Raw genomic sequence first — 22,063 nt, 5'->3', positions numbered from 1 at the left:
AAAAAGATGTTTGCCCAAAGTTTGGGCGCAAATCATGTCATAATCTTGCGGATGAGCGGGGTCTCTACGCATTAATTGGTATTTCCAACAAGAATAGATCAGTTAAATTGCGTCCACTTGAAACGACCCGCGCGCCGATCAATAGCGTGGGCATCCTATACTCGGGAGGAGTATCCTTATGGACCGTCGTTCATTTCTGAAGACATCCGCACTTGGCGGCACCGCTGCCGCAGCATCCACGCTGGCCGCACCACTGTACGCCCAAGGCAAACGCACGCTGACAATGGTAACGTCCTGGCCCCGTGGCTTTGCCGTTCTCGATGACGCGGCAACGTACCTGAACAACATGGTTAACGAGATGTCTGACGGCACCTTGACCATCGAAAAGAAAGCACCGGGCGAACTGGTTGGTGCGTTCGAAGTGTTTGACGCGGTATCCTCCGGTCAGGCCGACATGTACCACGCGGCCGACTACTACTTTATCGGTCAGCACCCTGGTCTGGCGTATTTCACAGCCGTTCCATTCGGTGGCACAGCGCAAGAGCTGACAAACTGGTACCTGCACGGCGGCGGCCACGAGCTGCACAACCAAGTCGGCGAAATCTTCAACATGAAGATGTTCCTTGCCGGTAACTCCGGTTCGCAGTCCGGTGGTTGGTTCCGCAAGGAAATCAACTCTGCTGCTGACTTTAACGGTTTGAAATTCCGCATGCCTGGCCTTGGTGGCAAGGTTCTGGGTAAACTGGGCGCATCCGTTCAGAACATCCCCGGCGGCGAACTGTACCAGGCGTTGTCCTCGGGCGCGCTGGACGGTCTTGAGTGGGTTGGCCCATTCGCGGACGAACGCGCCGGCTTCCAAGAAGTTGCGAAAGTGTACTACACAGCGGGCTTCCACGAGCCAGGTTCCGGCCTGACCGCATCCGTTAACCTGGATGTTTTCAACGACCTGACACCTGCTCAGCAAAAGATCATCGAATATTCCTGCATGGCAACAACGCACACAGGTCTGGCCGAAACGCTGGCAAACAACGGTGCCGCCTTGTCGCGTCTGCAGCAGCAAGGTGTTAAAACCATGCAGTTCCCAGACGATGTTTGGGATGCATTCGGTGCCGCGTCCAAAGAAGTCATGGACGAAAACATGGATGACAGCCTGTTCGCAGACATCCGCAACAGCTTTGAGTCGTCTTTGCAGTCTTCTGCAGAGTGGCTGTCCAAGTCTGATGCGTACTACGTGAACCAGCGTCAGCGCGTTCTGGGTCAAGGCTAAGCCTTCTCACTGATGTGTCAGGGGCCGCCATTGTGCGGCCCCTAATGCACTTACACGACCTTGGGCTTTCACGCCGGGGCAATCAAGAATTTCGCACAAAGCCCAGAATTAATCCGGGCAGGCGAAGGGGAGACTTACATGGCAGATGATGTGGTGTGCGACGGATTTTTCCGCGCGGCAGAAGGTGCCAAGATAAGCTGTCTGGATAAATTCCAGGACGGCAATCTGATCAACTTTGTTCTCGGCAATATCCTTGAGGCATTTTACAACTTTTTCGCCGCGCTGGTTAACCCGGGCATGTGGCTGGATTGGTCAAACAGTGAATCCCTCATGCGCTTTATCTATTATGGCGCGTCGGTAGAGCTGTTTTTCGTGCTTTTCATCGGCTTGGTGATCGTCACCGCCTTTGGATTTTGGCGCAAAGGTTTCATGTGGGGCTGCGTGCGCGCCCTTGAAGGGTTCGCCAATACCGTGGGCCGCTTTTTCGCGTGGGCTGGCCTGCTGATGGTATTGCAACAGATCATCATCGTGTTCATGCAGCGGATTTTCACCCGGCCTGATATCTCGATCGGCTTTGGTATTCCGCTTCAGTTCGACATCAGCTGGTTCGCTGAGGAATTAAAGCTTTTCAATGCGTTGGTCGTTTGTCTTTGCGTGTCTTACACATTCGTCCAAGGCGGCCACGTGCGCGTTGATCTGTTCTATGCGGGCGTAAAATACCGTACAAAACGGGTGATCGACATGTTTGGTGCGCTGTTCTTTATGCTGCCATTCGCCATCGTAACATGGCTTTACGGCTGGTTCTTCCTGTGGCGTCACCTTGTCACGCCGAACCCGTCGGCATCTGACCGCTTGGATCTGCTGCTGCGTAAATCGCGCCTGCTGAAATGGAATGTCGAAACGATCGGCTTTTCTCCAAACGGGTTCAACGGCTATTTCCTGTTCAAAATTCTGCTGTGCGCGTTCTGCGTCATGGTGATCTTGCAGGCGATATCCACGTTTTATCGTGCCATTCTCGAGTACCGCGAAGGTCCCGAGAGCGAAGATAAATATCTCGACCGCGATACGCTGGGCGAGGGCGAAGAAGCCTATGAGGGCACACATTAATTTAAGGGGCGTCCGATGCTTTTTGGTCTCGACGGGGTCGAAATTGGCCTGATTATCGTTTTTGTCTGTCTCTTTGGCGGCATTTTGTCTGGCTTTCCGGTGGCTTTTGCCATCGGTGGTGCCGGTGTTATTTCATTCGCGATTATCGCGGCACTTGATAGCGCAGGGTTGTTGATCCATCAGGCGATCGACCAATCGTCGCAGGCGTACCGCGATCTGGTGAATTCGGGCGTGCCCAATGATGCGGTGTCGAAATTCCGATACCCTGATTTGCCGCGTATCGCTGAAAGCGTTTTCCCCGCTGGTTGGGAAGAGGCGATGAACCGCAACGTATCGTTCATTGTGAACCGCATGAACGAACGTGTTCTGGCGGGCCAGTCGATCGAAACACTGCTGGCTGTTTTGATGTTCGTTCTGATGGGCATCACGCTGGAACGGTCCAAGATCGCAAACGATCTGCTGACCACAATGGCGCGTGTCTTTGGCCCGCTGCCCGGTGGTCTGGCGGTTTCCATTGTTGTTGTGGGCGCGTTCTTGGCCGCCTCGACTGGCATCGTGGGTGCAACCGTTGTGACAATGGGCTTGCTGGCGCTGCCGACAATGCTCCGCAACGGCTATTCGCCTGAATTGTCGACGGGCGTGATCGCGGCATCGGGGACATTGGGGCAGATCATTCCGCCATCCATCGTGATCGTGTTGCTGGGCACCTTGGCGGGGGATTTGTATTCCGCCGCCCAAGAGGCACGTGCCACATCCGCTGGCTGTACCGATGCATTGACCTATCTGGGCCAACCAGCGGTGGTTTCCGTGGGTACATTGTTCCAAGCGGCCTTGTTGCCCGGGATCATGCTGGCGCTGCTTTATGCGCTTTATGCCTTTGTCTATGCGCTGTTTAACCCTGAAAAAGCACCCGCCGTGCCAATGGGATCAACCAATGCCGAACCAATCACCCGCGGTGAAGGGTTCACCTGGTTCCTCGGCGCGCCTGTTCTGCTGATTGTCGGCACGATCTTCCTTGGCAACATGGGGATCGTAGGCAGCCAGTCCACCGTCGTGTCCAGCTTTAGCGACATCGGCGAGGGTGCAAGCCTGCGCACGAATGTCGGTCCTGAGTGTCAGGCCGCAATGATTGATCTGCACGGTCAAGAGGCGTGGGATACCGCCGTGAGCGAACAGGCCGCAATCGAGGCCGCAGGCGGTCAACAGGCCAGCGAAAAACTGTCCGGTGAAGCGTTGGCGCAAAAGCAGGCGGATAAGATCAATAACGCGGCACCGATTGGTACCGGCGTTGCGATCATCCTGATCCTGTTGGGCCTGGTCCTGACAACGGCGCGCGGTGTGTCGCCATCGTCTGACAGGCGTCCGCTGATCATCGGCGGCATCGGTTTGGTGCTGACGGTGCTGGTCGATATCCTGCTGGTCGGGCCGACAACATCGCCGGGCACCATGGTTGTGCTGATGGCGCTGCCCTTTGCCGCTGTGATGTACGGTGTGCTGTATGGTCTAAAGCTGTGTGCGGGCAACGAACTGATCCGGGTGGTCTTTCCGCCGCTGGTTCTGATCGTGGCTGTGCTAGGGTCGATCTTGGGTGGTATCACCAACCCGACACCTGCTGCCGCGCTTGGTGCGGGTGGGGCGATCATGCTGGCGGCCTACCGCAAGCTGACCGATCTGGACCGGTCGCCAAAGGTGATCATCTGGTCGACGCTGGCCATTCTGATCTGCATCCTTGTGGGCGTGAATTTCGATCTGCGCATCAATCAAGAGGATGTCGGTTTCGAGAACTGGGTGGCGTTCTTTGTGGCCTATGGTGCCTATCTGTACGCCGTGTTCGGTTTGCTGTTCTCGTGCTGGATTTTGTATACATCCGGGGTTCTTAGCCCGGTTGTCCGCGAAACCGCCAAGGTCACATCGATGGTGTTTACCATCCTGATCGGATCGCAGTTGCTGAACTTGGTCGTGATCTCCTTTGGGGGGGAACACTATATCCAGCAATGGCTTAAGAGCTTTGACAACGAGTTGACGGTGTTCTTGATCGTGATGCTGGTGTTGTTCGTTCTGGGCTTCGTTCTCGATTTCCTCGAGATCATCTATATCGTGATCCCGATTGTGGGGCCGGTGATTTACGGCGGTACGTTCGATCCGAAATGGGTAACGATCATGATCGCGGTGAACCTGCAAACGTCGTTCCTGACACCGCCGTTTGGCTTTGCGCTGTTCTATCTGCGCGGGGTCGCACCGGCGAGCGTCACTACAGGGCATATCTACCGTGGGATCATCCCGTTTGTGTTGATCCAGGTCGGCGCATTGGCGCTGTTGTGGATGTTCCCTGCGATCGTGACCATTGTCCCTGACCTGATGCCGAACTGATCACGGCAACCGTGATACAAGAAAACGGAGAGGGCACCCAATTGGGTGCCCTCATTCGATTCAGGGGATGCCTATGCGGGGCCTTGGGTTATTTGGTTAGTTGAATGAGGGGGCTGTCTGCCCCCTCAAACTCCCCCGAGGATATTTAAAAGCCAGAGAAGAGCGGAAGGATCAGGGGGATCAGGAGCGTTTGGGGCTCAGATCGGGCAGGGCGATATTGGCGACCTGTTCTGCGATCGGATCGGTGTTCAACGGGTGGCGGTCGGGGTTGAAATCCGACGGATCCGTCATCTTTTGCCACTTGCCGCCCATATAGACCTCGAGCCCCGAGAACTTGGCCTTATAGCCCATTTTCTGGCTGCCCGGGACCCAGTAACCCAGATAGACATAGGGCAGGCCTGCGGCGCGCGCGATGTCGATATGGTCAAGAATGATGTAATTGCCCAAGCCGTTTTTGGGCAGGTCTGGCGTGTAGAATGAATAGACCATGCTGACACCATCACCCAGAACATCGGTCAGGCAGACGCCGATCAGTTCGTTTGTGATCTTATCGGTATATTCGATGACACGGCTGCGGATCGGTGTTTCCTCGACCATGGCGGCGAATTCGAACACATCCATATCGGCCATACCACCATCAGCATGCCGGCTGTCCAGATAGCGGCGGAACAAGTCGTATTGATCTTCGGTCGCCCAAGGAGAAGTCGCCCGTCTGCTTAGGTTGGTATTCCGCCTTAGCGTGCGCTTTTGGCTTTTGCTGGGGATGAAATCCGCGACATTGATCCGCGCCGACAGGCAGGCCGAGCAATCGGCGCAAGACGGACGGTAAAGCACATTTTGCGAACGCCGGAACCCTTGCGCGGACAGACTGTCGTTGAGAACTGCCGCCGCTTCGCCTTGCAATGCTGTGAATAACTTACGCTCAGTCCGTCCTTCAAGATATGGGCAGGGCTGAGGCGCTGTCACATAGAACTGTGGGGCAATGGGAAGGGTATGGCGCATGCTAATCCGATATTGTTACAGAAAGGATACCAACAGGTTTTAAAGACGCCAAGCCCCAGTTTACTGCAGCGTTAGATTTCCTTGCGCCGGTTCAGCGCGACTGTGCCTAATACCATATCGCTAAGCCCTTGACAACGTGCGGTTGTGCCCATCAAAACGATGGATATAAGTTGCAGGGGCATGACGCTGATGCTGACCGTATATCCCAGCGTATGCAGGAACGCCGTGCCCGTATCCAAGCGTTCGTCATCCTGGGTGCGCAGTTCCATTCCCATAAGGCGCATGCCCCATGTCGATGACCCGCTGCTTAGCGTCGCCACGCGGTAGAAAAAGCCGATCACCAGTATCATCAGCGGAAAGAAAAACAGGCCGGTAAAGGCGGTAAAGGGCAGGACCACAAGGCAGGCCAGCAGGATAATGATCGCATCAACGATCCAAGCAAACAGGCGTTTGGTTGCAACGCCGCTGTAAAATTCCGGTTGGGTGTCAGGATCGGGGGTCATGGTCATTTCACTGTCCTTGGGGAAACGGCGGATGTGCCCCCCATATGGTGGGGGGCATCGGGTTTGCGCAAGCTTATGCTGTTTCAGCATCGTCTTTCTTGGGGGCGCGATCGGCCATGAACTGGTCGAATTCTGCCTTGTCTTTGGCTTCGCGCAGGCGGGTCAGGAACGCCTCAAAATTGTTTTGCTCTTCTTCGAGACGGGCCAGTGTATCGGCCTTGTAGGAATCAAATGCAGCGTTGCCTGTGGGCCTGCTGGCCATTGAACGATGGCTGCGGCGTTTGGCACAAGAGGATGATTTAAACATGCGTTTACTCCAGATCATATAAGCAAGAAGGGCAAGGCCAACGGGCCAGAAGACGATGAAACCGACAACCGTGGCAGCGATCCAGGCGGGTTTGCCTTTTGAATCAAGCAGGTCTTCGGCGCGGCCCAACCAACTGCGTTGCGCGGTGTAGGCGGGGGAATAGGTCTGTGTCATTAAAGTCCCTTTCGGTCAGAGTGTGGTGGCCCTGAATACCTTGGGCCTGTTGCTGTGCGGGTGTATGTAAATCCCTTTCACATTACATTAGATTGTGGCTGTCAGGGGTTCGCGCAAGGGGGGATGTAAATCTTTTTTACATTATTTCCGCGACGGACCCTGATCGGCTTGTTTTAATGTAGAAAAACCAGCCATTGACCCAAACCTGCGAAACGGCGAATGCTGGTGTTATGACCAACTTAGCCAACCAAATCACCCGCGTTCCACGTATTTTCAACGCCGATCAGGCCGATGAGGCACGACTGGCATTGCCGGGGCTTGCGCCCGAAGTTGCGGCATTGGTGGCCGGGGCAGGGTCCGTTTCGCCCTATCTGTTGGACCTGATGCAAAAAGAAAGCGCGTGGTGCGTCGAGGCGCTAAGCGATCCTGCAAGCGCCGTGCAAGCGGTGATCAATGGCGCTGGTGATGTGGCGGATGATCAGCTGTCGCCGCATCTGCGGCAGGGCAAACGACGGATCGCGCTGATGACGGGCTTGGCCGATCTGGCCGGTGCCTGGACGTTGGAACAGGTGACCACTGCGCTCAGCCACTATGCCGATGCGGCCTGTCACGCTGCCCTATGCGCCGCGCTGCGCGCCCAGATCAAACGGGGTAAACTGCCCGGCATGACGGCTGAGGATGCCGAAACCGGTGCCGGCATGGTCGTGCTGGCCATGGGCAAGATGGGCGCGAACGAGCTGAATTATTCCTCCGACATCGATTTGATCTGTTTGTTTGATGAAACGCGCTTTGACACGGATGATTTCCACGATGCCCGCACCGCCTTTGTGCGCGCCACCCGCGCAATGAGCGGCATGCTAAGCGACCTTACCGGCGACGGTTATGTGTTTCGCACTGATTTGCGGCTGCGGCCCGATCCGGCGGTCACTCCGGTGTGCATGGCGATGGAGGCGGCGGAGCGCTATTACGAGAGCCTTGGCCGTACATGGGAACGGGCGGCCTATATCAAGGCGCGTCCGGCAGCGGGTGATTTGGCAGCGGGGGATCGGTTTCTAACAGCCTTGCGCCCGTTTGTGTGGCGCCGCCATCTGGATTTTGCAGCGATTCAAGATGCCCATGACATGAGGCTGGCGATCCGCGAACACAAAGGTCTGGGTGGGCCGATCACTTTGCCCGGCCATAATATGAAACTGGGGCGCGGTGGCATTAGGGAGATCGAATTTTTCACCCAGACCCGCCAGTTGATTGCAGGCGGGCGCGATGCCGATCTGCGCGTACGTGGCACCTGCGACGGGTTGGCCGTTCTGGCGCAGAAAGACTGGTTGCCCGCAGATGTGGCCGAGACGTTGACCGACCATTATCGCGCACACCGGACGGTTGAACACCGGGTTCAAATGATCCGTGACGCGCAAACCCACACATTGCCCCAGACGGACGACGGGTTCGCGCGGTTAGCCGCCATGATGGATCAGGACGTCGAAGATCTGCAATCCGATCTGCACCGCCGTCTGGCCGAGGTGCATCACCTGACCGAAGGGTTCTTTGCCGGCGCAGACGCAGCGCCGCCGGATGCGCCAGCGCCGCATGTGTTCGACAGCGCGGTTCTGGACCGCTGGCTGACCTATCCGGCCTTGCGCAGTGCGCGGGGGGCCGATTTGTTTGCGGAACTCAAACCCGGTTTGCTGGCGCGGCTGGCAGAGGCTGATAAACCGGCCGAGGCGCTGCTGGCCTTTGACGGGTTTCTGTCGCGGCTGCCTGCGGGCGTGCAGCTGTTTTCGCTGCTCAAGGTGAACCCGTCCTTGTCGGAGCTGCTGATTGATATTGTCAGCACCTCGCCGGAACTGGCGGCCTATCTGTCGCGTAATGCGGCGGTGCTGGATGCGGTGATTGGTGGTGACTTCTTTAGCGATTGGCCGGGAGAGGCGGCGCTGCACGAGGCGCTGGCCGACACATTAAAGGCCGAAGGCGATTACGAGGCGCGGCTGGACGCCACCCGGCGTTGGGCCCGCGAATGGCATTTCCGCGTCGGGGTTCATCACCTGCGCGGGCTGACCGATGCGCGCACGGCTGGCGCGCAATATGCCGATCTGGCCCGCGCCGTGCTGCAAGCCCTATGGCCCGTCGTGGTCGAGGAATTTGCCCGCAAACACGGATCACCCCCGGGGCGCGGTGCCGTATTGGTGGGCATGGGGTCACTTGGCGCGCGGCGTCTGACGGCGACCTCTGATCTGGATATGATCGTGATTTATGACCCGCTGGATGTGGATGCGTCCGATGGGAAGCGCCCCTTGGCCGCGCGGCTGTATTATGCGCGCCTGACCCAAGCGATGATCACGGCAATGACCGCGCCCATGTCCCAAGGCAAGCTGTATGAAATCGACATGCGCCTGCGCCCGTCGGGCAATCAGGGACCGGTTGCCACCAGTCTTGCCAGCTTTGAAAGCTATCAGATGACGCAGGCGTGGGTGTGGGAACATCTGGCGTTGACCCGTGCGGATGTGATTGTGGGGCCGCAGGATTTGGCGGATGATTTTAATGCGCTCAGGTCCAAGGTACTGGCCAAGCCACGGGACCGCTCGGAAACCCTGCGTGAGGTCGCGCAGATGCGCGCGCGGCTTGCGACGGCTAAGGCTCCGAATGGCACGTGGGATGCGAAAAACGGGCCGGGGCGGTTGCAAGACATTGAACTGCTGGCCCAAGCGGGGGCCTTGTTGCAGGGCGAAACCGCCAGCCAGATTGCAGCGGGTCTGGATGCGGCTGCGGCATCTGCGATTATAAGCGGCGATGATACGCGCGCCCTGAAAGACGCCTATGAAACCTACTGGTCCTTGCAATCGGCGACCCGGCTGTTATCGGCGACCGTCTTGCGCAGCGATCAATTGGGGCAGGCGGGCAAGGGTTTTTTGACACGCAGCCTGCAATGCGACAGTCTTGAGGCCCTCGAAACCCGTCTTGTGCAAACCTATGCAGCAGCGGCGGCCATCATCGCACATGCCTTGCAAGAATATGCCGACACGTCAAAAACCGGTCCAGAAAAGGAAACACCATGATCAAAGGCGACGCGCTGGACCCCAAAGGGCTGATTTACGAATCCTATCAAATCGATGGCATCACCAAGGCGGAATGTAGAACAATCTTTCTGGATTGGGCACTTAGCCTGCCGCTTGATACCGATACCGGCCCGACCATTCGGTCGATGCTGGAACGTTATGGCCCCACCGCCGAAAAACACCCGATGACCGAGGTCATGCGCGAAGGGTTGCAGGGGATGGCGACACCGCAGCGGCGTGGCGGCTGGAAAAGCCGCCCACGGCATTGAATATGTGGCCGCTGCGGATTGTTTCAGCCGATGATCGCACGCTAAGGCTTTCCCAATCCATCAGAACCAACTAGAGGAGGCGTTATGACAACAGCCCCTATCGCATCCGCCCCGACCTCCGCCGCTGATTTGCCAGTAGTTCGCCTGCTGCCAAAGGCCAATGCACGTGCCATTCGTCACGGGTTTCCATGGGTTTACGCCAATGAAATGGTAATCGACCGCCGGACCAAGGGCCTTGCCCCCGGCAGCCTTGCCATTCTCGAGGATAGCGCCCGTCAGGTGATGGGCATCGTCGCGGTGAACCCGCTGTCGAAAATCTTTTGCCGGATGCTGGATCAAAACTCCGAAGCTGTGATTGATCAAAGCTGGTTTGCGGCCCACATCGCACGCGCATTGCAATTGCGCGAACAGCTGTATGATGCGCCGTTCTATCGCCTGATCCACGCCGAAGCCGACGGGCTGCCCGGTGTGATTATCGACCGCTTTGGCGATACCGCCGTGGTCCAGCCGAACGCGGCATGGGCCGATGTGCATATCGACGCGCTTGTGGCAGCCTTGGTGGCTGTGACGGGCATCAAAAACGTACTGAAAAACGCATCCGGCCGCACGCGCACCCTGGAAGGTCTGGACGATGTCAGTTCGGTTCTGCATGGCCAAGCGCCTGACGGACCGCTGCCCGTGCCGATGAACGGCGCGATCTATATGGCCGACCTGACCGGCGGCCAAAAGACCGGCATTTTCTATGACCAACGGCCCAACCACGCCTTTGCCGCCAACCTGTCCAAAGGCAAACGGGTCTTGGATGTGTTCGCCCATGTGGGGGGCTTTGGCCTTGCTGCACTGGCGAATGGGGCCAGTTCTGTTTTGGCGGTAGATGGCTCTGCACCTGCGCTGGAACTGGCGCAACAAGGGGCCGACGCGATGAACGTCGCTGACCGCTTTGCCACACGCCAAGGCGATGCCTTTGATGTGCTGACAGCCTTGCGGGCCGAGGGCGCTGAATTTGACGTTGTGATCTGTGACCCGCCGGCCTTTGCCCCCGGTAAACCCGCGCTTGAGGCCGGGTTGCGCGCCTATGAACGTCTTGCACGTCTGGCAGCACCACTGGTTGCGGAAAATGGTATTCTGGGGCTGTGTTCCTGTTCGCACGCGGCTGACCTGACGCAATTCCGCACGTCCTCTATTCGGGGTATTGGCCGGGCAGGGCGACGCGCGGCAATGCTGCACACAGGATTTGCAGGACCGGATCATCCGCAACTGCCACAGCTGGCTGAAACCGGTTACCTTAAGTCGTTGTTCTTTCGTCTTTAAATGACTGTACGGGTCCTGATCGACGCCTGCGTTCTATACCCCACTGTGATGCGCGAAATCGTGGTGGGGGCAGCGCGCGCAGGCGCGTTCACCCCGCTTTGGTCGGCCCGTATCCTTGAAGAATGGGCCCGCGCCGCCGTGAAGATCGGCCCCACAGGCGAAGCACAAGCCCGCGCAGAAATCGCATTGCTGCGCGCCGCCTGGCCGGGGGCCGAGGTCACGCCGAACCCCGGGCTGGAGCGGCGGTTATATCTGCCGGACGAGAATGACATTCACGTATTGGCGGCTGCGGTCTCAGGCAACGCCGATATGGTTATGACGTTGAACGCCAAGGATTTTCCCCTTGGGACTTTGGCCGAAGAAGGGCTGTCGCGGGTCGATCCCGACAGCTATCTGCATGGCATCTGGTTGGCACATCCCACGATTATCGAAGATGTTGCCACGGGCGTGTTGGCGCAAGCGAAACAGTTATCCGGTCAAGATTGGGAGATGCGCGCGTTACTTAAGAAAGCGCGCCTGCCACGGCTTGCCAAGGCGCTTGGCTAAGACATCCAGCGTTTTTGCAGACGGGACAGCGCGGCAATGCGTTCATCTGTTTTGGGGTGGCTCAACAGCCATGCAGGGGCCGTGCCGTGGTTGCTTTGGGTCAACGCCTCGAGCTTATTAAACAGTGATATTTGCGGCGCAACGCCGATGCCTGCCTTGGTTAACAGCGCTGCGGCATAGGCGTCGGCCTCGTATTCGTCGGCCCGTGACAGGCGCGCCGCCAGCAGGCTGGCCACCATATTCGCGACCCAAACCCCAACCCCGGGAATCAAACGCCCCAAGATCATCCCAAGGGCGGCCCGCATGGCATTCTGGCCGGAAAAATCGATCATGCGACGTCGGGAATGGCCAAGGGCGACATGGCCCAGTTCATGAGCGATGACACTGGCCAGTTCCTCGGCCGAGACGTCGCCTGATCTGAATTTATTATAAAACCCACGCGTAATGAAAATGCGCCCATCGGGGGCCGCCAACCCGTTGACCGGGGCGACCTCGTAAATATGGACCTTGATACGTGGCAGATCGAGCGCTTTCGCCATTTTCTGGCCCATCTCGGCCAAAGCGGGGTCGACAAGTTCGGTGGATTTTTCGTCCAGCTCCTTGGCCGTACGCCACGCGGAAAAGCGGTACATCGCAAGGCCGTAAAGGACGGCAAGCAGGATGGGGATGACGCGTATCATATGACCAATATGGGCGGTCTGGGCGGAAGGGCAAGCGCAGATGAGTATTTATGAAAGGGTGAAGCGATAGAGTGTGGCGCGACTATCGACATGGGGTTAGCGGGTCAGTGCCCGCATGCCGCGGCTGAGCCCTTCGAGGGTCATGGGGACCATGGCATCAGCCCCGAATATTTCTTGCACCATTTTGATGGATTGGGTGTAGGGCCAGTATTTTTCGGGGATCGGGTTGATCCAGAGGCTGCTGTTCCATTGCTCGCGTGCCCGGTCAAGCCAGACAGAGCCTGCTTCGGGGTTCCAATGTTCATTGGCCCCGCCGGGATAGGCGATTTCATAGGGCGACATTGAGGCGTCTCCTACAAAAATGCATTTATAATCAGGCCCATAGGTCCGCAGCACTTCGTGGGTGGATAGCTGTTCGGACCAGCGGCGGCGGTTGTCGCGCCACACACCTTCGTAGAGGCAGTTGTGGAAGTAGAAATATTCGAGATGTTTGAATTCGGCCTTGGCGGCGCTGAACAGTTCCTCGACCGTTTTGATATGCGGATCCATCGAGCCGCCGACATCCAAAAACAGTAGCACTTTGACAGCATTGCGGCGTTCGGGGCGGGTTTTCACATCAAGATAGCCGTGTTCGGCCGTGGCGCGGATTGTACCGCCCAGATCGAGTTCGTCGGCAGCACCATCGCGGGCCCAACGACGCAGACGTTTCAGGGCCACCTTGATGTTGCGGGTGCCCAGCTCGACCGTATCGTCGAGGTTCTTGAATTCGCGTTTGTCCCAGACCTTGACCGCGCGCTGGTGGCGTGACCCTTCTTGTCCTACGCGCACGCCTTCGGGGTTGTAGCCATAGGCACCGAAAGGCGAGGTGCCCGCCGTGCCAACCCATTTATTGCCACCCTGATGGCGACCCTTTTGTTCTTCGAGCCGTTTGCGCAGGGTTTCCATCAGTTTGTCAAAACCGCCTGCGGCTTCGATCTCGGCTTTTTCCTCGGCGGTGAGATGTTTTTCAGCCATCTTTTCCAGCCAGTCCTTGGGGATATCAACCGCTTCAAGAACGTCGTCCAAGTCGATGTTTTCCAAGCCTTTAAATGCCGCTGAGAAAGCTTGGTCGAACTTGTCGATGTTGCGTTCGTCTTTGACCATGCTGACCCGGGCCAGATAGTAAAACGCATCCACATCATAGGTCGCAAGACCGGCTGCCATTCCATCTAGAAACGCCAGAAATTCCCGCATCGAAACGGGGACTTTGTGGCGGCGTAATTCATCGAAAAATGGCAGAAACATCGATTAGCCCCCGGTCAGGACGCGGTCGAGGATGACCGTCAGGATCATGCCCACGATTACAAATGCCATGGCATATCCGGCGGCATATTGCGCCATATCCTTGCGGTTGCCTTGGCGTTTGCGGGCGGCCAATACGCCCCAGATTGCGCCGATCAGCGCGAATATTATTACGATCATGTCAGCCCGCTTTACGTGTTATTTGAGCGGGTTCAGCGACGCGATCTCGCGCATCTTGGCCCGCACAGCCCAATCAGAACCAAAGCCGTAGCGCGCCCAGCCTAGACTGTCCAGCCTGACAAGCCGTGCCTCAGCGGGGCGGTGTTCCAGCTCTAATGCTTCGGCGCGCAGCAACAGAAGGGTGCTGAGCAGGGCGGCGTTTTCGCGGCGGCGCGCGGTTTCGACATGAGGGCCGATAATTTGCAACGCCTCGGCACCGTTGCCTTGGGTGATTGAATAGGCACCCAGCTGCGTGGCGACATAGGCGCGGTGCAGATCTGTGCCAGGATTGTGAGAATAATAGAGATCGGCCAGCTCGTATTGTTTGTGCGCGGCCTCTTGATCGCCGCTTTGAAGTGCGCGGCCCATGGCATAATGCGCAAAGGCACGGCGGTGATCCTGCCAGCCCAGGCTTTGCGCGATTTTGATGGCGCTATAGGCGGCGTCCTGGCGTTGACCGTCTGACCGGCCGGGGCCAAGCGCGCCCTGAACTGCATTATTCCATTCCTGTGGGGTGCGGGTGACATAGCGGGCTTTGGCCGCGGTGCCGCGCGGATTGATGCGCGCCAAAATGCCGGGCAGGGTGTTCGCGACCTGACCGCGTGACATGCCAGAGCGCAGGGCAGGGTCGTAATAGGCCCGCAAGATCATCATATCGAAACCGGTTAACACGGTATGCACGTTGTCGTCGTTGAATACCGAATCCGGCAAACGGTAGAGATCGTTGAGCGGCCCAAGCGCCTGTGCGACTTCCTCGTGGAGGCAATCGCGGACCTCTTGGGGGCTGGCGTCATTGGGCACAAAAATCGCAACATGTTTACGCGTGGTCATCAGGCTCCAATTCGTCTGGGCAGTGCGCCGCGCTTTTTTATATTCGTTGATGCTGCTGACGTTAGGGGCCACAAAACATGCCGCTTGGGGCAAGACCTGACGGATTTTGGACCGGCTGACGGCCTCGATTGTGATGTTGGCGTCGGGTGACGTGGTTGGGGTGATGTCAATGCGTGCCTCGGACCGCAAACGCGAGATCAGACGCCCCAGATCGGGTCCAAGGGTGGCGGGCGGCGCGCCGGTGACACGAATGGTTACCGGACCTTCAAAGCGGGTGAAAACGCGCAGATCCTTGCCGCTTTCCATGCGAAACGCGAGTTCGATGAAATCGAGTGACAGGTCGTTGTTCGAACGTGGGACCGCTTGCGGATAGTGTGTGGCAAAGTTTTTCATCGCAGGCAGGGATGAGGGCACGGCGTCAACGGCCGCACGGCTGACGACAGCATTGTCGGGGGCGGGGGTGCAGGCCGCGACCAACAGCATTAGCGCGATCAGAAATCCGGTTCTCATGGGCGGTCACCATTTGCTGTTGATGCCACTTGCGCCTGCTGGCGCTTAAAAACCGAGTGTACGGTCGACACGAAACGCGCCGAATTCAAATAAGTCATTCGCCTGTTTGCCCTTTGGAGCTGATTACAGGGTCAAAATTAACCACTAACCAGACCTTTCTAAGGACCAATGGTGTCAAAAGAGAGAGAAATGTTAACGAATGAGGCAAGCTTGTGACGCGCGTGTCGTGCACGCCACAAGTGTATGGGGCCGGCGAAACTGCCGCCAGCCCGTTCGTCTGCGCAGTTATTTCTGCGCGCGGGCCATAAATGCCAGACGTTCAAACAGATGCACGTCTTGTTCATTTTTCAACAAAGCGCCGTGCAATTTGGGCAATGCGCTTTTGCCGTCTTTCTTGAGATCGGCGGCATCCATGTCTTCGGCCAATAGCAGTTTCAGCCAATCCAACACTTCGGATGTTGATGGTTTCTTCTTGAGGCCCTGCTGATCGCGGATGTCGTAAAACTGTGTCAGCGCGGTGGTCAGCAGGGTTTCTTTGATGCCGGGATGGTGGACTTCGACGATTTTGCGCAGCGTGTCCATTTCCGGAAACTGGATATAGTGAAAGAAACAGCGGCGCAAAAACGCGTCAGGCAGTTCTTTTTCATTGTTGGATGTGATGATGACGATGGGGCGGTTCACGGCTTTGATCGTCTCGCCGGTCTCGTAGACAAAGAATTCCATCTTATCGAGCTCTTGCAGCAGATCGTTCGGGAATTCGATATCGGCCTTGTCGATTTCGTCGATCAGCAGAACGGTTTTGCCTTCTGCCTCGAACGCCTGCCACAATTTACCTTTGCGGATGTAGTTTTTTACATCATGGACGCGCTCTTCGCCAAGTTGGCTGTCGCGCAGGCGGCTGACCGCGTCATATTCGTACAGGCCTTGCTGGGCGCGGGTCGTGGACTTGATATTCCATTCAATCATGGGCAGGCCGAGGGCGTTTGAAACCTGCCGCGCCAGTTCGGTTTTACCGGTGCCAGGTTCACCTTTTACGAGCAATGGGCGCTCGAGCGTGACGGCGGCGTTAACCGCAATTGTCAGATCATCCGTTGCGACGTAATCATCAGTTCCTTGGAATTTCATCTTGTTATCAACCCTTTTTGGCGCGTTATTCTTCATCCTTAAACCAATATTAGACCGCATTGTGTAGTGACAATCGGTGAACGCTGCGTTAGATGCCTGCATCAGGAGCGGAGTCGGGAGACTGACCTCAATGACTGGATCTAGGACCGCTATGGGGAATGATATGAAGCAGGAAGTTTTTCTGGCAGAAGGCTATAGCCCTGCCGAAGACGAGCCGTTCATGAACGATCGGCAAGTCGAATATTTCAGACGCAAGTTATTAAATTGGAAAGCAGAGCTGCTGGCTGGCAGCCGTGACACAATCGAAGGTCTTCAGGATGGTACACGCAACATCCCGGACGTGAACGATCGTGCCTCAGAAGAAACAGACCGTGCATTGGAATTGCGGACACGTGACCGGGCGCGCAAACTGGTCAGCAAGATTGACGCCGCATTGCGCCGCATTGACGAGGGTGAGTTCGGATATTGTTCGGTCACTGGCGACCCCATTTCGCTGAAACGTCTTGACGCGCGGCCCATCGCCACGATGAGCCTTGAGGCACAAGAACGTCACGAGCGTCGCGAAAAAGTTCACCGTGACGATTGATCACTAGTTAGAAATTCATGCAAAAGCGCCGGGGTCAATTTCCGGCGCTTTTGTCGTTTGGGGGCTAAATGGCGATCAGTAATGCAATGGTGATCGGTGGCGGCATCGGCGGGCTTGCCACGGCGGCATGTTTGTCCCGGCGCGGCATGGCTGTAACCTTGCTGGAACAAGCCCCCGCAATAGCCGAGGTCGGTGCCGGCTTGCAGATCAGCCCCAATGGCATGGCCGTCTTGCGTGCGATGGGCCTTGAGCCGCAATTGAAAGCCCGCAGTGCCGTGCGCGGCGAAGCTGTTGTTTTACAAGACTATAAAGCCGGAAAACAGGTGGCGCGGCTTGATCTGATGCGCGGGCAGGCGGATCACCCCTATATGTTCATGCATCGCGCTGATCTGATTGACGTGCTGTTGGGGGCCGTGAAACGCGGCAATGTATCCATCGAATTGGGCCTGCAGTCAGACGCTTGCCTGCCCGGCCCGTTGCCGCAGGTCAAGCTGGCGGATGGCACCGTTCGACGCGCCAAATTGATCGTAGACGCCACCGGTATTCATTCCAAAACCCGCGCCCAGATGAATGGCGCAGCCAAGCCGCGCTTTAGCGGGCAGGTGGCGTGGCGGGCGGTGGTCCCGAATGCGTTCAATCACCCGAACGAGGCACATGTCACCATGGGTCCCGGTCGTCATTTGGTCAGCTATCCCTTGCGGGGTGGCAAACTGGTTAATCTGGTCGCCGTCGAAGAGCGGTCTGACTGGGCACCCGAGGGTTGGTCAATTGCGGATGATCCGGCAAATCTTCGCAGGGCTTTCGACGGGTTTGGTGGGCGCGCGGGCGACATGATCGCCGCCGTCGAACGCTGTACGTTGTGGGGGCTGCACCTGCATCCAGTCGCAGAGACTTGGCACCAAGGCGGTGTGGCGCTGGTCGGGGATGCGGCGCACCCGACGCTGCCGTTTCTGGCCCAAGGGGCCAATATGGCGCTGGAAGACGCCTGGGTATTGGCCGATTGCGTCTTGAACGCGCCCGAGGATCAGGCGATGCAACGCTATCAAAATCTGCGCAAGGCCCGCGCCCAGCGGGTGATCAAGGCGGCAGCGGGCAACGCGGCCAGATACCATCTGCAGCCGGGCATCAAACGCAGTGTCGCACACACGGGCCTACGGGTTGCCAGCAAACTGGTTCCGGGGGCCATGATAGGGGCGTTTAATTGGCTGTATCATCATGATGTTACAGCCAAAAAGTAAACCCTAGCCTGCGCGTTGCAGCATACCGAACAGATCGCGTGGATCTTCGGGATCGGCCAGCAGATCAAGCGGATCAAACAGCCCCGTCGTGGCAATCTGATCGCGCACATAGCGCAGCGCCGAAAAATCCTCGATCGCGAAACCAACGCTGTCAAACAGGGTGATCTGCTTGTCATCTGTGCGGCCCGATGCCTGACCCGTCAACACTTGCCAGATTTCAGTAACCGGATGATCGGCGTCAAGCTGCTGGATTTCGCCCTCGATCCGGGTTTGTTCGGGGTATTCCACAAAGATACCCGCACGGTGCAAAATCGCGGGGGCCAGTTCTGTTTTACCGGGGCAATCGCCGCCAATTGCGTTGATGTGGATGCCCGCGCCGACCATGTTATCGGTCAGGATCGTCGCGTATTGCTTGTCTGCGGTGCAGGTGGTGACGATCTGCGCGCCCATGATTGCCTCCTCGGCGGTGTCGCAGGCCACGACCTTGATCCCTTGGCCCGCCAGATTGGCGGCACATTTCGCCATCGCGGCAGGGTCGATATCAAACAGACGTACCTCATCGATGCCAACAATCGCCTTCATCGCCAATGTCTGGAATTCCGATTGCGCGCCGTTGCCGATCATCGCCATCACATGCGCGCCCTTGGGGGCTAGCAAACGCGCGACAACCGCCGACGTCGCGGCAGTGCGCAGCGCGGTCAGGATCGTCATCTCGGACAGCAACACGGGATAGCCGTTGGCCACATTGGCCAGCAACCCGAATGCCGTCACCGTCTGCAAGCCATCTGCCGTGTTTGAAGGGTGCCCGTTGACGTATTTGAACCCGTAGACATCCCCATCTGACGTGGGCATGAGCTCGATCACGCCTTGTTCGGAATGGCTGGCAACACGCGGTGTTTTGTCAAACAGTTCCCAGCGTTTGAAATCAGCCTCGATATAATCACCAAGCCCCACCAACATGGGTTCAAGACCAATATGGTGGATCAGTTTCATCATGTTGTGAACGGAAACAAAGGGGACAAGCGCCTTTTCAGAGGGGTTCAGGTTGGTCATTTTAGTATCCTTTCACAAAATCAATAAGCGCGGGTCGGGCGGTCGAACACGCGGCGCCCAAACGCCGATGCGGCGAGATCGACCATCAAACGGGCAGTGCGGCCGCGTTCGTCCAGAAATGGGTTCAGCTCGACCAGATCCATCGATGTGATCAAGCCGCTGTCATGTAGCATCTCCATGACCAGATGGCCTTCGCGCACGGTGGCACCGCCCGGAACGGTCGTGCCCACCGCAGGCGCTACGGATGGATCAAGGAAATCAACATCCAGCGACACATGCAGCATGCCATTGGCCGCCGCGACTTTTTCAAGGAACGCATTGAGCGGGGTCGCGATGCCTGTCTCGTCAATCTCGCGCATGTCCACGCGCTGGATGGTGGTTTCCTGCAAGGCGGCACGTTCAGCCGCATCCACGGACCGCAAGCCGATGATGGCAATGTTATCGTGGGGCAGCGGGTAGGGCAGATCGGGGAAGGCATCAAAACCTTCGCGGCCCGTCACATAACCCAACGGCGTGCCGTGCAAATTGCCGCTGTCCGTGCTTTCGGGTGTGTGGAAATCGCTATGGGCATCCAGCCACAACACAAACAAGGGGCGGTTCTGCGCCTGCGCGAAACGCATCGCACCCAAGACGGTGCCAGACGCCAGCGCATGATCACCGCCCATAAAGATCGGGATGCCGTCGCCAAGCGCTGCTTCGGCCGCGTCGGCCAGGCTGTGGGTCCAAGCAATCGTTTCCTCAAGCGCGTGCAGCTTGGGGTGTTGGCCGGGGGTATAGGGTGCCGGGGCCACATTGCCGCGATCCGTGACTGTGTGGCCCAGATCGGCCAGTGCGGTGTCCAGACCCGCGGTGCGGTAGGCATCTGGCCCCATCAAACAGCCACGGCTGCGCTTGCCGCTGTCCAATGGTGCGCCCACAAGAATGCAATTTTGCTGTGTCATAGCTAAGCCCCTAAATTTCGTTGCCTCAGACATAACTGGGTGGTCTGGATCGCTACAATGCGATAAAGTGATCAGATCGGACCATAATTGATCAATATGGATAGAGTGAATGAACATATCGGACGAAGCCCTGATTGCAGCCCTTCGGGAGGACGCGCGGGCATCCCTGTCGGATCTGGCGGCCAAGCTGGGTATCTCGCGCACAACGCTGCGCGCGCGTATGGAACGGCTGCAATCAAGCGGTGAAATACTGGGGTTCACCGTTGTCACACGGTCAGATGTTTTGGCCGATCCGGTGCGCGGATTGATGATGGTCGAGATCGAAGGCCGTGGCACCGACCGGATCACGCGCACCTTGATGGGAATGGCGCAATTGCGCGCGGTTCATTCAACCAACGGACGCTGGGATGTTATCGTTGAAATAGGCACGAAAACCCTTGAGGAATTCGACGCCGTACTGGCCCGCATTCGCAAACTCGAAGGGGTCGTGGCCAGTGAAACCAGTCTGCTGCTGAAGACGCGCAAAACCGGGCAGGGTGCGGGGGCGTCTTAGGCCCGTGCGCGCGCTGCTGCGACCCAGATTGCCAATAGAACCACACTGATCACCGCGTTCCAGCCGGCCATGGACAGGCCCAGAAATTGCCAGACGATTTCGTCGCACATGACCAAGCCGGACGGCGCAGTTGTCGACAATAGATCGCTGCCGCTTAGCGCGCCAAGATCCATACCGCCGCCCGTGCAGCTTGACGGGCCGGGCCACCATTTCCATTCAACACCTGCGTGATACACACCGATTGCGCCTGTCACCGTGACAGCCAAGGCACCCAGCCAGATCAATGCGCGCGGTGCGCCGAACAGCATGATCACACCAATGAATATCGCAGCGGCGTGGGGCCATCTTTGCCACAGGCACATCTTACACGGGGCCAGCCCGCCAATATGCTGAAATCCGAACGCGCCCAACAGCATCGCCGCCGACCCGAGTGTCGCCACTAAAACCAACGTATTGCGCGTCATCACAAGTACCTCACCGCAAAAAAGCCACCGAACAGAAGGATCACACCGACTGTAAACACCAGCGGCAGCCTGCGTTCAATGAAATCGCGGATCGGTGCGCCGAATTTCCATAACAATGCTGCGACGATGAAAAACCGCAACGCCCGTGCCAGAATGGAGGTCACGATAAACGTACCCAAGGGCATTGCCGTCCAGCCCGACATGATCGTGATCACTTTGTACGGAAATGGCGTTACCCCGGCGGTCAGCACCGCCCAGAACCCCATGTCATTGAAGCGGGTTGAGAATTCAGCCATTGCATCGGCTTTTCCCAAGCTGGCCAAAATCGGTGCGCCAATCGTATCAAAGGCGAAGGCCCCGATCGCATAGCCCAGCATGCCGCCTGCAACCGAGGCAACCAATGCAACCCCAGCAATCAGCCATGCCCGGTTCGGGCGGGCCAGAATCATCGGAATCATCATGATGTCAGGTGGAATCGGGAACACCGAACTCTCTACAAATGCGATCACGGCCAGCGCCCAAAGCGCGTTCGGGTGGTTGGCAAGGCTCAGCACCCAGTCATAAAGGCGTCGGATCATAGGGGGTTCTCCGCAGAAGGGACTTTGTTTTATTGGCAACACCACGACTATCCTGCGTGGTCAAGAGAAACCGGTAAATTTGCCCTTGCCGACCCGCG

Annotated in this window: 22 protein-coding genes; 10 read left to right on the top strand and 12 right to left on the bottom strand. The window is 57.6% G+C overall.

Annotated features, from left to right (window positions below):
• Positions 1-178 precede the first annotated feature (178 nt).
• From KZZ06_RS12775 to KZZ06_RS12765, 3 genes are all read left to right on the top strand, one after another.
• Positions 179-1,267: a TRAP transporter substrate-binding protein gene (locus tag KZZ06_RS12775; protein WP_219580511.1), complete on the top strand. Its 1,089-nt coding sequence runs from the start codon at positions 179-181 to the stop codon at positions 1,265-1,267.
• A gap of 138 nt (positions 1,268-1,405) precedes the next feature.
• The gene (locus KZZ06_RS12770; RefSeq protein WP_219580510.1) at positions 1,406-2,374 is read left to right on the top strand and encodes a TRAP transporter small permease subunit; all 969 of its coding nucleotides are present in this window, start codon (positions 1,406-1,408) and stop codon (positions 2,372-2,374) included.
• Positions 2,375-2,389: 15 nt separating this feature from the next.
• Entirely contained in the window at positions 2,390-4,744 is a 2,355-nt protein-coding gene (locus KZZ06_RS12765; protein WP_219580509.1) for a TRAP transporter large permease subunit, read from the top strand.
• Between the two features lie 180 nt (positions 4,745-4,924).
• Here the strand turns inward: KZZ06_RS12765 and KZZ06_RS12760 are convergent, their stop codons facing one another.
• The 3 genes from KZZ06_RS12760 to KZZ06_RS12750 form a co-directional block, all read right to left on the bottom strand.
• A complete protein-coding gene (locus KZZ06_RS12760) occupies positions 4,925-5,746 on the bottom strand; it encodes an arginyltransferase (RefSeq protein ID WP_219580508.1) in 822 nt (273 codons plus the stop codon).
• 71 nt (positions 5,747-5,817) lie between these two features.
• Positions 5,818-6,255, bottom strand: coding sequence for an RDD family protein (locus KZZ06_RS12755; RefSeq protein WP_219580507.1), 438 nt, complete (start codon positions 6,253-6,255; stop codon positions 5,818-5,820).
• Between the two features lie 67 nt (positions 6,256-6,322).
• A complete protein-coding gene (locus KZZ06_RS12750; RefSeq protein WP_219580506.1) occupies positions 6,323-6,730 on the bottom strand; it encodes a DUF2852 domain-containing protein in 408 nt (135 codons plus the stop codon).
• A 230-nt stretch (positions 6,731-6,960) separates the two neighbouring features.
• Here KZZ06_RS12750 and KZZ06_RS12745 point away from each other — a divergent pair, with 230 nt between their 5' ends.
• From KZZ06_RS12745 to KZZ06_RS12730, 4 genes are all read left to right on the top strand, one after another.
• Positions 6,961-9,780, top strand: a complete 2,820-nt coding sequence (locus KZZ06_RS12745; protein WP_219580505.1) for a glutamine-synthetase adenylyltransferase — start codon at positions 6,961-6,963, stop codon at positions 9,778-9,780.
• Positions 9,777-10,049, top strand: coding sequence for a hypothetical protein (locus tag KZZ06_RS12740; RefSeq protein WP_219580504.1), 273 nt, complete (start codon positions 9,777-9,779; stop codon positions 10,047-10,049). Before KZZ06_RS12745 ends, KZZ06_RS12740 begins: the two co-directional genes overlap by 4 nt.
• Before the next feature lie 84 nt (positions 10,050-10,133).
• Positions 10,134-11,360, top strand: a complete 1,227-nt coding sequence (locus KZZ06_RS12735; RefSeq protein WP_219580503.1) for an RSP_2647 family RNA methyltransferase — start codon at positions 10,134-10,136, stop codon at positions 11,358-11,360.
• Positions 11,361-11,906, top strand: coding sequence for an RSP_2648 family PIN domain-containing protein (locus KZZ06_RS12730; RefSeq protein ID WP_219580502.1), 546 nt, complete (start codon positions 11,361-11,363; stop codon positions 11,904-11,906).
• On the opposite strand, the gene KZZ06_RS12725 is transcribed toward KZZ06_RS12730, so the two are convergent.
• The 5 genes from KZZ06_RS12725 to KZZ06_RS12705 form a co-directional block, all read right to left on the bottom strand.
• Positions 11,903-12,586, bottom strand: coding sequence for a M48 family metalloprotease (locus KZZ06_RS12725; protein WP_219580501.1), 684 nt, complete (start codon positions 12,584-12,586; stop codon positions 11,903-11,905). The genes KZZ06_RS12730 and KZZ06_RS12725 overlap by 4 nt on opposite strands.
• 96 nt (positions 12,587-12,682) lie before the next feature.
• Complete coding sequence (locus KZZ06_RS12720) at positions 12,683-13,870, bottom strand: VWA domain-containing protein (RefSeq protein ID WP_219580500.1); 1,188 nt, start codon at positions 13,868-13,870, stop codon at positions 12,683-12,685.
• Positions 13,871-13,873: 3 nt separating this feature from the next.
• Positions 13,874-14,047, bottom strand: a complete 174-nt coding sequence (locus KZZ06_RS12715; RefSeq protein WP_219580499.1) for an apolipoprotein acyltransferase — start codon at positions 14,045-14,047, stop codon at positions 13,874-13,876.
• Between the two features lie 18 nt (positions 14,048-14,065).
• Positions 14,066-15,427, bottom strand: a complete 1,362-nt coding sequence (locus tag KZZ06_RS12710) for a DUF2927 domain-containing protein (RefSeq protein ID WP_219580498.1) — start codon at positions 15,425-15,427, stop codon at positions 14,066-14,068.
• Between the two features lie 285 nt (positions 15,428-15,712).
• Positions 15,713-16,552 carry a MoxR family ATPase gene (locus KZZ06_RS12705; protein WP_219580497.1) on the bottom strand — a complete coding sequence of 280 codons (840 nt, stop codon included), beginning with the start codon at positions 16,550-16,552 and terminating at the stop codon, positions 15,713-15,715.
• Between the two features lie 163 nt (positions 16,553-16,715).
• Between KZZ06_RS12705 and dksA the strand changes: the two genes are divergently transcribed.
• Complete coding sequence (gene dksA, locus KZZ06_RS12700; RefSeq protein WP_219580496.1) at positions 16,716-17,138, top strand: RNA polymerase-binding protein DksA; 423 nt, start codon at positions 16,716-16,718, stop codon at positions 17,136-17,138.
• Between the two features lie 68 nt (positions 17,139-17,206).
• Positions 17,207-18,376, top strand: a complete 1,170-nt coding sequence (locus KZZ06_RS12695; RefSeq protein ID WP_219580495.1) for an FAD-dependent monooxygenase — start codon at positions 17,207-17,209, stop codon at positions 18,374-18,376.
• Between the two features lie 3 nt (positions 18,377-18,379).
• Here KZZ06_RS12695 and KZZ06_RS12690 read toward each other — a convergent pair whose 3' ends face one another.
• Both KZZ06_RS12690 and rocF read right to left on the bottom strand, forming a co-directional pair.
• Positions 18,380-19,429: an ornithine cyclodeaminase gene (locus KZZ06_RS12690; protein ID WP_219580494.1), complete on the bottom strand. Its 1,050-nt coding sequence runs from the start codon at positions 19,427-19,429 to the stop codon at positions 18,380-18,382.
• Positions 19,430-19,449: 20 nt separating this feature from the next.
• Positions 19,450-20,370 (bottom strand): arginase, encoded by a 921-nt coding sequence (gene rocF, locus KZZ06_RS12685; protein ID WP_219580493.1) that lies wholly within the window; start codon positions 20,368-20,370, stop codon positions 19,450-19,452.
• A gap of 109 nt (positions 20,371-20,479) precedes the next feature.
• Between rocF and KZZ06_RS12680 the strand changes: the two genes are divergently transcribed.
• Entirely contained in the window at positions 20,480-20,923 is a 444-nt protein-coding gene (locus tag KZZ06_RS12680) for an Lrp/AsnC family transcriptional regulator (protein WP_219580492.1), read from the top strand.
• On the opposite strand, the gene KZZ06_RS12675 is transcribed toward KZZ06_RS12680, so the two are convergent.
• Positions 20,920-21,387: a disulfide bond formation protein B gene (locus tag KZZ06_RS12675; RefSeq protein ID WP_219580491.1), complete on the bottom strand. Its 468-nt coding sequence runs from the start codon at positions 21,385-21,387 to the stop codon at positions 20,920-20,922. The two genes, KZZ06_RS12680 and KZZ06_RS12675, sit on opposite strands and share 4 nt — an antisense overlap.
• Positions 21,387-21,965, bottom strand: a complete 579-nt coding sequence (locus tag KZZ06_RS12670) for a YqaA family protein (protein WP_219580490.1) — start codon at positions 21,963-21,965, stop codon at positions 21,387-21,389. Before KZZ06_RS12670 ends, KZZ06_RS12675 begins: the two co-directional genes overlap by 1 nt.
• Between the last annotated feature and the right edge of the window lie 98 nt (positions 21,966-22,063).

It is taken from the genome of Sulfitobacter sp. CW3, assembly GCF_019392245.1.
Classification (GTDB): Bacteria; Pseudomonadota; Alphaproteobacteria; order Rhodobacterales; family Rhodobacteraceae; genus Sulfitobacter.
The sequence above is the reverse complement of the archived record's forward strand: the minus strand, read 5'-3'. Positions and strand labels throughout refer to the sequence as shown.